This window comes from Rhodanobacter sp. G1 (genome assembly GCF_055397855.1).
On record NZ_AP039674.1, the window covers coordinates 2,732,791 to 2,745,110 of the forward strand.

Sequence of the window (12,320 nt, forward strand, 5' to 3'; positions counted from 1 at the left end):
GTACTCCTGCAGTGGATCGATGGTGCGGCCGGCAAGACACGCCGGCGCGGCCAGGGTCAGCCTTCGCCTGCGGTGGCCAACCGCATGCGCCGCTCGATGCCGAAGCCGTAATAGGCCACGGTGAGTAGCGCCAGCCACGCCACGCCCACGTAGAGCGCCACGCGGGTATCGGGGCTGTAGCCCAGCATCACCCACACGAACAACAGGAAGGCGAGGCACAGCACGCTGGACAGCGGCCACACGCGCAGGCGGAACGCCAGCGGCTGCGCCTGCCGGCGACGGAAGCTCCAGTGCGCCACCAGCACCATGCCCCAGGTCCACACCGTGTTGAACGCAAGGATCGACATCATCATGCCGAAGATGCGCCCCGGCACCAGGTAATTCATCAGCACGCCGAACAGCAGAAACGCCATGGTCACCAGCACGCCGCGCACCGGCACGCCGTGCACGCTGGTGCGGCCCATCGCCGCCGGCGCCTGGCCCTTGCCGGCGAGGCTGTGCAGCATGCGGCTGCCGCTGAAGGTGGTGGAGTTGAAGCTGGACAGCGCCGCGGTGATCACCACGAAGTTGATCAACCCCGCCGCGCCGGGAATGCCCAGCCGCGCGAAGGTGGTGACGAACGGGCTGCTGTTCGCGTCCAGCTCGTTCCACGGATAGATCGCCATGATCACGAACAGCGAGCCGATGTAGAAGATCAGGATGCGCCAGATCACCGAGTTCACCGCGCGCGGGATGGTGCGCTCGGGCTGCGCAGCCTCGGCCGCCGCCATGCCGATGGTCTCGATGCCGCCGAAGGAGAACACCAGCACCGGCAGCGCCAGCACCATGCCGGTGACGCCGTGCGGGAACCAGCCGCCGTGCGTCCACAGGTTGGACAGGCCCACCGGCGTGCCGTGGTTGCCCCAGCCCAACCAGATCATCGCGAAGCCGCCCGCGATCATCGCCACCACGGTGAGCACCTTGATCAGCGAGAACCAGAACTCCAGCTCGCCATACACCTTCACCGCCAGCAGGTTCAGGCCACCGATCATCGCCACGCTGGCGAAGGCCCAGATCCACTGCGGCGAATCGGGAAACCACGCCTTCATGTAGATGCCCACCGCCGTGCTCTCGGCGATGCCCACGCCCATCATCAGGATCCAGTAGTTCCATCCCGTCAGGTAGCCGGCGAACGGCCCCAGGTACTTGTGCGCGTAGGCGCCGAAGGAGCCGGCGACGGGCTCGTGCGCGGCCATCTCGCCCAGCGCGCGCATGATGATGAAGATCATCGCGCCGCCGAACACGTAGGCGAACAGTACCGACGGGCCGGCCAGCTTGATCGTGCTGGCCGAGCCGAGGAACAACCCGGCGCCGATGCACATGCCCAGCGCCATGAAGGTGATGTGGCGCGGCGTGAGGCGGCGCTGCAGGTCTTGGCTCATGGATTTCCTTGAAGGTCAGCGCTGCAATCGGTGCTTCGGCTTCAGCGGCAGCCGCCCGCGCCAGTACTGGATCATGACATAGCCGCCGACCATGCCCCCGAGATGCGCGAAGTGCGCCACGCCGGCCTGGGTGCCGGTGACGCCGAGCACCAGTTCCACCGCCGCGTAGCCGATCACGAACAGCCACGCCGGCATCGGGATCGGCAGGAAGATCAGGAACATCTTCTCCTGCGGATACAGCATGCCGAAGGCCAGCAACAGGCCGAACAGCGCGCCCGAGGCGCCGATGGTGGGATAGAAACCGTGGGTGAAGTACTTCACCACCAGCAACTGCGCCACCGCCGCCACGATCGCGCAGACGAAGTAGTACACGGTGTAGTTGCGCGCGCCGAAAGTGCGCTCGATCACCCCGCCGAACATGTACAGGCCGAACATGTTGAACAGGATGTGCTCGAAACCGCCGTGCATGAACGCATAGGTGACCAGCTGCCACGGCTCGAACCCGGCGACGTTCGAATACGGCGAAGGCCCCAGCGGCCACAGCGCGAAATGGGCGACGAGTGCCAGCGAGTCCGCGCCCGGCAGCAGTTGCTGCAGCGCGAACACCAGCACGTTGGCGATCAGCAGGTAGCGGGTGACCGGCGGGAGGTTCGGCATGGAGTGATCCGGATGCCCATGCGGTACGGGCAAGGCCGCTAGCGTAGCGGCTGCGATGCCCTGCGGCCATGGTCGGAAAGACACATGCGAACAGTGCGGCCACGGACGGCCACCTGTTTGAATTCCACGGCCGGAAAGGACAAGGCCGCCTCGCGGGCGGCCTTCGACATGCGTGCATGGCTGCTCTCGTCAGCCGCTGTGCCCGAGCAGCGCCAGCATGCCCTCGGGACGCTTGGCGCCCACGAAGCGCTTGGCCCAGTAGGCCTCGTCGAGACTGGAGATCTGCACGCGCTTGCCGTAGGTGGGCGCGTGGATGAAGCGGCCATTGGAGATGTAGATGCCTACGTGGCTGACACCACGGCGGCGACCGCTGGTATGGAAGAACACCAGGTCGCCCGGCTTCATCTCGGCCCGCTTCACCTTGAGGCCGGCGAGGAACTGCGAGGCCGAATTGGTGGGCAGTTGCACACCGATCGCATGGGCGAACACGTAGCGCACGAAGCCGCTGCAGTCGAAACCGGTGGCCGGGTTGTGGCCGCCGCGCACGTAGCGCACGTCGCGCAGGTTCATCGCCAACGCGATCAGCGACTTGCGCAGGTCGGTGAGCGACTCGGCGGTGTCGGACTGGGCAGCGGCCTGGTCGTCCGGCTGGCTGGCGTCCGGCTGGGCCTCGTCGGCCTTGGCCGGGGCCGCCGGCGAAAGCAGCATACCGCGACCTGCCACGAGGGCCGGTGCCGCACCGGCGAAATCCGCCACGCTGGACGAACCCAGCAGCGGCGAGGTGTTGGTTCCGTGCAGCGCATTCAGCGACAGCAGGGAAGCATTGCCGGCGATGAGCGGAAAGTTGGCCGTGGCGCGGGTTTCGGCATGCGAGGGGATGGCAAGCAGCAGCATCGAAACGAGCGCGGCAACACCGGTCAATCGCTGGATGGGCATGAAGCGCAACCCCTCGGTTACATAGGCCATCTGCGCTGCAGACGACGGGACGAAGGGTGAACTTACCAAGCCGGGTTCGTCAGGTTGTTGGATCGAGGTTAACTGAACCCCGTCGTTCGCAAACTAACGTCGTGCCGGTCACACTGCGGGAGAACATCCGCCTTCCGCACCGCCCACAACCGGACGGGCGCCGAAGATGGCGCTGCCGATGCGCACCTCGGTGGCGCCTTCCATGATGGCCAGCGGGAAATCGCCGCTCATGCCCATGGAGAGCCGCGGCAATTCGTGCCCGCGCGCCTGCGCCGCATCGCGCAGCTCGCGCAGTTGGCGGAAGCAGGCGCGCACTTCGGAGGGATCGTCGCTGTGGGTGGCCAGGGTCATCAGGCCGCGCACGCGCAAGGTGTCGCAGCGCGCGAGGCTGTCGAGGAAGCCGGGCAGTTCGGCGGGCGGCAGGCCGTGCTTGGTTTCCTCGGGCGAGGTCTTCACCTGCACCAGCACGTCGAGGCTGCGGCCTTCGAGCCGCAGGCGATGGTGCAGCGCCTCGGCGAGTTCCAGACGATCCAGCGACTGCACCTCGCTGGCCAGCCGCGCCACGTCCTTGGCCTTGTTGGTCTGCAGGTGGCCGATCACCACCCAGGCGATGCCGCAGTCGGCCAGCGGCCCGGACTTCTCGCGGATTTCCTGCACCTTGTTCTCGCCGAAGCGGTGCAAGCCCAGCGCCACCGCCGCGCGCACCACGTCGGCACCGAAGGTCTTGCTGACCGGCAGGATGGAGACTTCGACCGGATCGCGACTGGCGGCGCGGCAGGCCTCGTCCACGCGATGGCGGACGGCGGCCCAGTTGGTGGCGAGGTGGGAGTGGTTCATGGGCTTTTACCTCCTCTCCCCTTGGGGAGAGGATTGAGGTGAGGGGGCGGGGCTCGCGGAAGAATCGACATCGAAGCGCAGGGCTTCTTCCAACGCTTCCACGAGTGCGGCCCCTCACCCCGGCCCTCTCCCCGGCGGGGAGAGGGAGAAGATCGTGTCAGCCCTTGGCGCCTTGCGCGTAGTGCTTGGCCACCACCTCGGCCACCACGCCCGTCACCTTCTTGCCGGTGGGGATGTGCAGGAACTCGTTGGGGCCGTGCGCGTTGGAGTGCGGGCCGAGCACGCCTGTGATCAGGAACTGCGCCTTCGGGAATTTCTCGCCCAGCATGCCCATGAACGGGATCGAGCCGCCCTCGCCCATGTAGGTGGCCGGTGCGCCGAACTGGTTGCGCGAGGCTTCGTCCACCGCCTCGGCCAGCCACGGCGACAACGCGGGGGCGTTCCAGCCGCTGCCGTCCTTCTCCAGGTCGAACGTGACCCTGGCGCCGTAGGGCGGATCCTTCTCCAGCAACTGCTTGAGGAAGCGGCCGGCCTGCTTCGCGTCCAGCGTGGGCGGCACGCGCAGGCTCAGCTTCACCGCGGTGAACGGACGCAGCACGTTGCCGGCGCTGTCCAGCGGCGGGATGCCGCCGATGCCGGTCACCGCCAACTGCGGGCGCCAGGTGCGGTTGAGCACCAGCTCGGGCAGCTCCTTGGTGACCGGCTGCATGCCTTCGGCCCACGGGAACTTGCTGTAGATCTCCGAACCCAGCACCTCGGCCGCGTGCTTCGCCTGCTCCACGCGCTGGGTGGGAATCTCGACGTAGAGTTCCTGCGGCTTGATCGTGCCGGTTTCCGGGTCTTCCAGTCGCGACAGGATCTCGCGCAGCACGCGGAAACTGGATGGCACCACGCCGGAGGCGTCGCCCGAGTGCACGCCCTCCTCCAGCACCTGCACGGTAAGGTTGCCGCCGGTCATGCCGCGCAGCGAGGTGGTGAGCCACAGCTGCTCGTAGTTGCCGCAGCCCGAGTCCAGGCACACCACCAGCGAGGGGTTGCCGATGCGCGCGGCGAGATGGTCGACGTAGTGCGGCAGGTCGTAGCTGCCCGATTCCTCGCAGGCCTCGATCAGGATCACGCAGCGCGCGTGCGGCACGCCCTGCTCGCGCAGCGCCAGCAATGCGGCCAGCGAACCGAAGACGGCGTAGCCGTCGTCGGCGCCGCCGCGGCCGTAGAGCTTGTCGCCCTTGATCACCGGCGTCCACGGGCCCAGGCCCTCGGCCCAGCCGGTCATCTCCGGCTGCTTGTCGAGGTGGCCGTACAGCACCACGGTGTCGTCGCCGGCGCCGGTAGCCGGCACCTCGATGTAGATCAGCGGCGTGCGGCCTTCCAGCTGCACCACTTCCAGCGTGCTGCCGGGCAGCGCGGCGAGCTTGGCCTTCGCCCAGTCGCCCATCAGCTTCACCGCCGCGTCCATGTGGCCGTGCGCCTTCCAGTCCTTGTCGAACATCGGCGACTTGTTGGGAATGCGGATGTATTCCACCAGCCTGGGCACGATCTCGTCGTCCCACAGGCCGCTGACATAACGTGAAAGGCGGGCGGTATCCATGGGGTCTCCGGAACGTGGGGAAAGATGCCCATTCTAGCAAGCCGCCGTCCCGAACCTGCCCTACACTGGCGCCCCGCTTTCAATGGCCACGCCATGATCCTGCCGCGCTACCGCATCGCCGCTTCGCGCATCCCCGGCGCAGGCAAGGGCCTGTTCCTCGACGAGGCCGTGCGCGCCGGCAGCATCGTCACCGCGCCCGACACCATCAACCAGACCTACCGTCATGCCGAATTCGACGCCCCGGAACTGGCCAGGCTGAAGTACGCCAGCGCGCGCTGGTTCGAGGATCGCTACACGGTATCGCCGGACTGGCCCGACGAGTGCTACATCAACCACAGCTTCGCGCCCAACGGACTGTGGCATCTGGGCTTCGTGTTCGCGCTGGCCGACCTGCCCGCCGGCAGCGAGATCACGGTGGACTACCGCCACCTGCTGCCGCCCGGCGAAGCCGAGGATTTTGCGGATGCGGCCACTGGTGAGACAATCGTCGGCTTGTCCTGGACGGAAAGCCTCGCTTCGAGCACCCGCGCCCTTGCGGTATTGCTCGAAGGCACGCAGCTTGCTTCTGATTTGGCATGATCGACATACCCACCATCGAGACGGCGCGCCTGCGCCTCACCGCGCTCACCGAACGCCATTTCGACGACTACGCCGCGATGCTGGCCGACCCCGCCAGCACCCGCTACATCGGCGACGGCCAGCCGCTGGATCGCACCAACGCCTGGCGTTCGCTGGCGATGCTGCTGGGCCATTGGCAACTGCGCGGCTACGGCATGTGGGCGCTGGAACTGAAGGCCACCGGCGAGTTCATCGGCCGTACCGGCCTGTTCCAGCCCGAAGGCTGGCCCGATCTGGAACTGGGCTGGATGCTCAAGCCCGAACACCGCCACCACGGCTACGCCACCGAGGCGGGCACCGCGGTGCTGGATTTCGCCTGGAGCCGCCTGCATGCGCCGCGCGTCATCAGCCTGGTGCGCGTGGGCAACGACGCCTCCGACCGCGTGGCCGAGCGCCTGGGCGGCGAGCACATCGAGGATCGGGACTTCTACGGCTGCGACACGCACGTGTTCGCGTACTACCCGCCGCACCGCGAGATCCGCCGCGCCGCCTGCGGCTGATGTTCCTGCTGCGGGAAAGGCTTCCGCGATGACCTTCCGCCCATGCACGCAGGCTCGCCTGCTGCGCGATGGACTGCGCAGCCATATCGCTTCCCTGAAGCACGTCCCTGAAGCACGAAAACCTTCATGCCCGTCATTCCGGCGCTGGCCGGAATCCAGTAGAAGGCATGGCCCGAATGAGCATGATCGCTACTGGATCCCGGCCTGCGCCGGGATGACGAACAGAATGTTGGATACCTCGCGACGCTTTCCTTCGCCACGCAATAGATGCGCCGCGCCATAGAAAAGCAACTCGGCCACCGGCGGTAGGCGAAACCCTCAGCGCGCAGGCATCAACCGCGCCAGCGCGAACAGGCGCGCGATGCGCATCCAGGCCAGCACCAGCACGATCAGCTGGCTGAGCAGCAGCGCCAGCCAGAAGCCGCCGTCCACCGCCGTGGTGTGGATGCGCGCCATGCCCAGTACGCCGGCAATCGCCAGGCCGAGCAGGCTCACCACCAGATAGAACAGCAGGGTCTTCAGCGGCCGGCGCAGCAATTGCCGGATGCCGCGCCCGAAGGCGCGGGTGGCCGAACGCAGGCCGGTGTCGGCGATGAAGGCCGCGCGCGTGGATTCCACGATGGCCTGCATCAGCACGAACGCCACCAGCAGCGCCCAGCACGCGCCGTGCTGCCACGCATCGGCCTGCGCCTCCAGCGTCGCCTGGCCGGCATGCTTGTCGGCCAGGTGCGAGCCGGCGCCCGCCACCAGCACGACTACCGCGTACGGCAGCAGCGACCACAGCATCACGCGGAACATGCGTCCGTATTCGATCCAGCCGCTGAGCAACAGCGCGCCGAAGTCCAGCCGGCGCCCGGCACGACCGCTGCCCACCACCATGCCGTCGAGGAAGGGCGACAGCAGCAGGGCGAGCGACATGCCCAGCAGCGCGGCGCCCCCCAGCCAGGCCGTGTGCCCGCCCAGCGCGAACATCGCGTCGCCGAACATCAGCGGGTCGAAGTGCCGCGCCCACGCCTCGGCATGCACCGAGTGGTCGAGCAGGCCGGCCAGGGTGCGCCACAGCGGCAAAGCCACCACCGTGGCGGGCAGCAGCATCAGCAGCAGCCACAGCAGCAGCAGGCGCCATTGCACGGCGGCGGCCATCGCGGAGAACAGGGCGCCGAAGCCGGCGCGCGGGGCAGTCGTCCTGGCCATCATCACAGCGTCACCAGCATCGAGTAGAGGGTTTGCAGCAAGGCGGCCGCGTCGACCGTCCAGCGCCTGGAGGCGGCGCCATCCGGCTTGGTCGAAAGGCTGTCGTTGAGCTTGTTGGCGTCGAGATACACCTGCTGCGCAGGATCCAGCTCGGCGGACACCACCTTGCTGGCCTTCTCGAACTCGAAGCGTGCCCAGCGGCGGCCGTCGTTCCAGCGCACGTCCTCGTGGCTGCCGTCGGCGAAGACGACGTGCAGCGTCTCGGGCACGCGCGCGCCGTCGCGCAGCACGGTCACCGTGCTGTGCCACGGGAACGGCCCGCCGCTGCCGGGCTTGGCGTCGGGATGGGCTTTCTTCCAGTCCGCACGCTGCCTGGCGATCTGCTTGTCCAGCGCGGCCTGGTCGGCCATCGGCTTGCCGTCCTTCCAGACCACGCCGGCCTGCGGCAGCACCTCGTGCGTGTCGATGTCGGCGACGCGGTCGTCGATGTGCGCCGTGCCGTAGACGACCTCGTCGAAGATCTCGTTCACGTCCTTGGCGTCGCCCGAGCCGTCGATCAGCGCCTGCCGCAGATCGGCCACCGAGGGATGACGGAAGCGCCAGCGCTGGTAGTACAGGCGGATGGCCTTCTGCATCGCCGGTTCGCCGATGCGCTGCTCGAGGTCGTGCATGGCAGTGGCGGTGCGCGTGTACACCGTGCCGTAGCTGGAACTGGAAAGCCTGTCCCAGCTGTTCTGCGCCAGCGGATCCTCGGGGCGATCGAGCTGCGCGCCCAGGCGCTCCATCTGGAAGCCGCTCATCGCCGGCGCGACGCCCAGCCATTTCATGAACGGCGAGGCGAGCACCAGATCCTCCTTGCGCTCGCGCATCATGCGGTCGTCCCAGTACTCGTTCATGCCCTCGTCGAGCATCGGCTCCTCGAACTCGTTGGAGGCGAGGATGCCGTAGAAGTAGCCGTGGCCGAACTCGTGGATGTTCACGAAGTCGCTCATGTACTGGTTGACGGTGCCCGGCGTGACTTCCTTGTAACCCTCGGAGGTGAAGAAGGTCGGGTACTCCATGCCGCCCGCTTCCTGCGCGTTGTACGGCGGGATCACCGCGGTGACCGTGCGGTACGGGTACGGCGCGATGGTCTGCGAGAAATAGGCCAGCGAATCGATGGTGGACTTCAGCGTGGGCGCGGCGCTGGCCGCGTATTCGGACGGGTAGATCACGCGCACGGCCACCTTCGGGCTGCCCGCGCCGGTATAGCTGCCGTCCAGCGTCTTGTAGCCCCTGGCGGCCACCCAGGCGAAGTCGTGCACGTCGCCCTGCGTGAAGTGGTAGGTGCTACGGCCGTTCGCCGTCTGCGGCTCGCCCTGCTGCTGGCCCACCGCGCCTACGGTGTAGTCGCTGGGCACATCCAGATGGACGTCGTAGCTGCCGAAGTCGGCGTAGAACTCGCTGTTGAAGTGGAACTCGTGCACGTTCCAGCGCGGCGCGGTGGCGCCGCGTTCGCCGGCCAGCTCCAGCACGCCGATCTTGGGGAACCACTGGCCGACCAGGTTGAAGTCGCCCCACCAGCCGGTGCGCTCCACCACGCGCGGCAGCTGGTCGAGGAAGGCGATGTCCAGCGCCAGCGTGCCGCCCGCGGGCACCGGCTGGTCGAGGTCGATGCGCACCACGGTGTGGTCGGTGGCGGGGCCGCCGTCGGGATGCACGAAGCTCCACTTCAGCGCCGTGCCGCCTTGCGCCACGTCCTGCAAACGGATCCAGCCCCACTGCCCGTCCTTCAGCACCGCGTTGCCGCGCGAGCGGCCATGCGCGGTGAGCACCTTGCGCTCGGCGAACCAGGTGCTGCCGTCGTTCTCGAACGCGTTGAGGTAGAGGTGGAAGTAGACATGGCTGACCGGGCGGTTGCTGCGGTTGCGCCAGGTCATGTGCTCCTTGCCCGCCACCTGGTGCTTGGCCGCGTCGAGGCTGGCGTCGATGGCATAGCTCACCACGCGATCCGACAGCGTGGCTTCCTGCCCGTTGCGCTGGCCGCCCCAGGCGTCGGCCGCGCTGGGCGTGGTGACGATGGTCTGGTGCGCCGGCGCGAACGGGATCGGCGCCAGCGGGGTCGCTGCCGTGCTGACGGCGGCCGGAACCGCCGCGCTGCCCGCCGCGGCCGGCGCTTGTTGCGCGAAGCCCGTGCCGGCGGCGCACCAGCCCACGGCCATTGCGGCGAGCCACAGCCCGCCCCTGCCCCTGATCGACCCCATTGCGCTCTCCCCGCGAGTGACTCCGCAGCGTGCCCTCTGCACGGTACGCCGTCATAGGCCAAAGGTCATGCTTCGCCGGCCCTTTCCGCATCCCGCATCCCGCCCCGCCTCGGCCGCCAGGGCGGCACGCAAACCGGCGCTAAGCGAATGGACGGGTAGCGCGTGGCAAGCTATGCATTTTCCAGCCGTGGATCGAAGGAGCCCGAACCACATGCGCATCCTGCTGGCCGAAGACGACCCCTCCATCGCCGAAGGCATCTGCCTGTCGTTGCGTCACAGCAACCATGCGGTGGATCACGTGGCCAACGGCCAGTTGGCCGACGCCGCGCTACGCGAGCACGACTACGATCTGCTGGTGCTGGATCTGGGCCTGCCGCAACTGGACGGCAGCGACGTACTGCGCCGGCTGCGCAGCCGCGGCGGCAACGCACCGGTGCTGGTGGTGACCGCGCGCGACGGCCTGGACGAGCGCATCCGCGTGCTCGACCTCGGCGCCGACGACTATCTGGTCAAGCCCTTCGCGCTCACCGAGTTCGAGGCGCGCGTGCGCGCCCTGCTCCGCCGCCGCAGCAGCCAGGGCGTGCCCGAACTGAAAATCGGCCGGCTGCGGCTGGATCTGCCCGGCCACCGCGCCTGGCTGGGCGACGACCCGCTGGAGCTCACCGCGCGCGAGTTCGGCCTGCTGGAGGCGTTGGCCACCCGCGCCGACCGCGTCACCAGCCGCGCGCAACTGATCGAGGCGCTGTGCAGCTGGGACGAGGAGCTCACCGACAACGGCCTGGACATCGCCATCCACCGCCTGCGCCGCAAGCTGGAAGGCAGCGGCACCGGCGTGCGCACCATCCGCGGGCTGGGCTACCTGCTGGAAGAAGCCGACGGCGACGGCCACGCATGAACCAACCTCCTGCCCGCCGCCCCAGCCTGCGCCGCCGCCTGCTGGGCTTCCTGCTGATCCCGGTGGCCATCCTGCTGGTGCTGGACGTCCTGCTCACCTACGGCGTGGCGCTGGGCTATTCCAACCACGTGCACGACCATGACCTGAGCAACGACGCGCTGACGCTCGCCAAGATGATGGGCAACGAGCAACTGGGCGGCGAGCTGACGCCGCAGGCGCGCTTCCTGCTGCAGTACGACCCCAATGGCAACGGCTATTTCAGCATCGTCAGCCGCCGGCAAGGGCTGGTCGCCGGCAACAGCCAACTGCCGCAGGCGCGGCGGATTCCCGCGGCGGACGCCCCGCCCGAACTGTTCGACACCCGCATGGACAACCGCTCGCTGCGCGCGGTCACGCTGAGCGCCCCGTGGAACGGCCACCCCGGCGACACGCTCGTCATCACCGTGGCCGAGACGCTGCACGACCGCCACGTGCAGGCGCGCAGCATCCTGTACCTGGCCATCCTCACCCAGTCGCTGCTGATCGTGTGCGTGCTGTCGCTGGTGTGGTTCGGCGTCACCCACGGCCTGCGCGTGCTCGACCCGCTGACCCGCCGACTGGCGCGGCGCAACCACGAGCTCACGCCGATCGGCGGGCCGGACGTGCCGCAGGAAATCCTGCCGCTCACCCGCACCATCGACGCCCTGTTCGCGCGCCTGCGCGGCATGCTGGCGCTGCACGACCGCTTCATCGCCGACGCCGCCCACCAGCTGCGCACGCCGCTCACCGGCCTCGGCCTGCACGTGGAACGCGCGCTGGCCGATCCCGACCCGGCCAACGTGCGCGAAGCGCTCGCCCACATCCGCCGGCTCAACCAGCGCGCCGCGCGCACCACCGCGCAGTTGCTGGCGCTGACCCGCGCGCAGGCGCCGTCCAACGACACGATCGAGCACATGCCGCTGGATCTCACGCGCTGGGTGCCCGAGGCGGTGACGCAACGCGTGCACGATGCGCTGGCGGCAGGCATCGACCTCGGCTACCACGGCCCTGAGCAGGCGCTAAGCATCCATGGGCATGCTACCAGCCTGCACGACTTGCTGGACAACCTCATCGACAACTGCATCCGCTACGCCGGCCGCGGCAGTGCCGTCACCGTGAGCCTGCAGGCGCGTCCCGACGGCGGCGCCAACCTGGTGGTCGAGGACGACGGCCCGGGCGTGCCGCCCGAGCTGCTGCCTCGCCTGAGCGAACGCTTCTTCCGCGCGCCGGGAACCGGCGAGGAAGGCAGCGGGCTGGGGCTGGCCATCGTGCAGCGCATCGCCGAACGCCACCATGCCGAAGTGATCTACCAGTTGGCCGAGGAACACGGCCTGTGCGTGGAGGTGCGCTTCCCGGCGCCGCGGACGCGCTGACAGTTTCCAT

At 68.4% G+C, this 12,320-nt stretch carries 11 protein-coding genes; 4 read left to right on the top strand and 7 right to left on the bottom strand.

The features are described 5' to 3' along the window. Nucleotides 1-56: 56 nt before the first annotated feature. From ACZ5Z2_RS12235 to ACZ5Z2_RS12255, 5 genes are all read right to left on the bottom strand, one after another. On the bottom strand, nucleotides 57-1,421 hold the full coding sequence (locus ACZ5Z2_RS12235) for an amino acid permease (protein ID WP_464758863.1): 1,365 nt from the start codon (nucleotides 1,419-1,421) through the stop codon (nucleotides 57-59). Between the two features lie 15 nt (nucleotides 1,422-1,436). Continuing rightward, nucleotides 1,437-2,078 carry a rhomboid family intramembrane serine protease gene (locus tag ACZ5Z2_RS12240; RefSeq protein ID WP_464758864.1) on the bottom strand — a complete coding sequence of 214 codons (642 nt, stop codon included), beginning with the start codon at nucleotides 2,076-2,078 and terminating at the stop codon, nucleotides 1,437-1,439. 189 nt (nucleotides 2,079-2,267) lie between these two features. Further along, nucleotides 2,268-3,044, bottom strand: coding sequence for a C40 family peptidase (locus tag ACZ5Z2_RS12245; protein WP_464758865.1), 777 nt, complete (start codon nucleotides 3,042-3,044; stop codon nucleotides 2,268-2,270). A gap of 108 nt (nucleotides 3,045-3,152) precedes the next feature. Then, a complete protein-coding gene (locus ACZ5Z2_RS12250) occupies nucleotides 3,153-3,881 on the bottom strand; it encodes a YggS family pyridoxal phosphate-dependent enzyme (RefSeq protein WP_464758866.1) in 729 nt (242 codons plus the stop codon). Between the two features lie 157 nt (nucleotides 3,882-4,038). After that, the gene (locus ACZ5Z2_RS12255; protein WP_464758867.1) at nucleotides 4,039-5,469 is read right to left on the bottom strand and encodes a M20 family metallopeptidase; all 1,431 of its coding nucleotides are present in this window, start codon (nucleotides 5,467-5,469) and stop codon (nucleotides 4,039-4,041) included. A 93-nt stretch (nucleotides 5,470-5,562) separates the two neighbouring features. Between ACZ5Z2_RS12255 and ACZ5Z2_RS12260 the strand changes: the two genes are divergently transcribed. Next, on the top strand, nucleotides 5,563-6,048 hold the full coding sequence (locus ACZ5Z2_RS12260; protein WP_464758868.1) for an SET domain-containing protein-lysine N-methyltransferase: 486 nt from the start codon (nucleotides 5,563-5,565) through the stop codon (nucleotides 6,046-6,048). Further along, nucleotides 6,045-6,587 (top strand): GNAT family N-acetyltransferase, encoded by a 543-nt coding sequence (locus tag ACZ5Z2_RS12265; protein ID WP_464758869.1) that lies wholly within the window; start codon nucleotides 6,045-6,047, stop codon nucleotides 6,585-6,587. Before ACZ5Z2_RS12260 ends, ACZ5Z2_RS12265 begins: the two co-directional genes overlap by 4 nt. Before the next feature lie 318 nt (nucleotides 6,588-6,905). Here the strand turns inward: ACZ5Z2_RS12265 and ACZ5Z2_RS12270 are convergent, their stop codons facing one another. Further along, nucleotides 6,906-7,784 carry a hypothetical protein gene (locus ACZ5Z2_RS12270; protein ID WP_464758870.1) on the bottom strand — a complete coding sequence of 293 codons (879 nt, stop codon included), beginning with the start codon at nucleotides 7,782-7,784 and terminating at the stop codon, nucleotides 6,906-6,908. Continuing rightward, nucleotides 7,784-10,024 carry a M1 family metallopeptidase gene (locus tag ACZ5Z2_RS12275; protein WP_464758871.1) on the bottom strand — a complete coding sequence of 747 codons (2,241 nt, stop codon included), beginning with the start codon at nucleotides 10,022-10,024 and terminating at the stop codon, nucleotides 7,784-7,786. The genes ACZ5Z2_RS12270 and ACZ5Z2_RS12275 overlap by 1 nt, the downstream gene beginning before the upstream one ends. 211 nt (nucleotides 10,025-10,235) lie before the next feature. Here ACZ5Z2_RS12275 and ACZ5Z2_RS12280 point away from each other — a divergent pair, with 211 nt between their 5' ends. Together ACZ5Z2_RS12280 and ACZ5Z2_RS12285 are read left to right on the top strand one after the other, a co-directional pair. After that, entirely contained in the window at nucleotides 10,236-10,919 is a 684-nt protein-coding gene (locus tag ACZ5Z2_RS12280) for a response regulator (RefSeq protein WP_464758872.1), read from the top strand. After that, nucleotides 10,916-12,310 (top strand): ATP-binding protein, encoded by a 1,395-nt coding sequence (locus ACZ5Z2_RS12285; protein WP_464758873.1) that lies wholly within the window; start codon nucleotides 10,916-10,918, stop codon nucleotides 12,308-12,310. The genes ACZ5Z2_RS12280 and ACZ5Z2_RS12285 overlap by 4 nt, the downstream gene beginning before the upstream one ends. Nucleotides 12,311-12,320 lie beyond the last annotated feature (10 nt).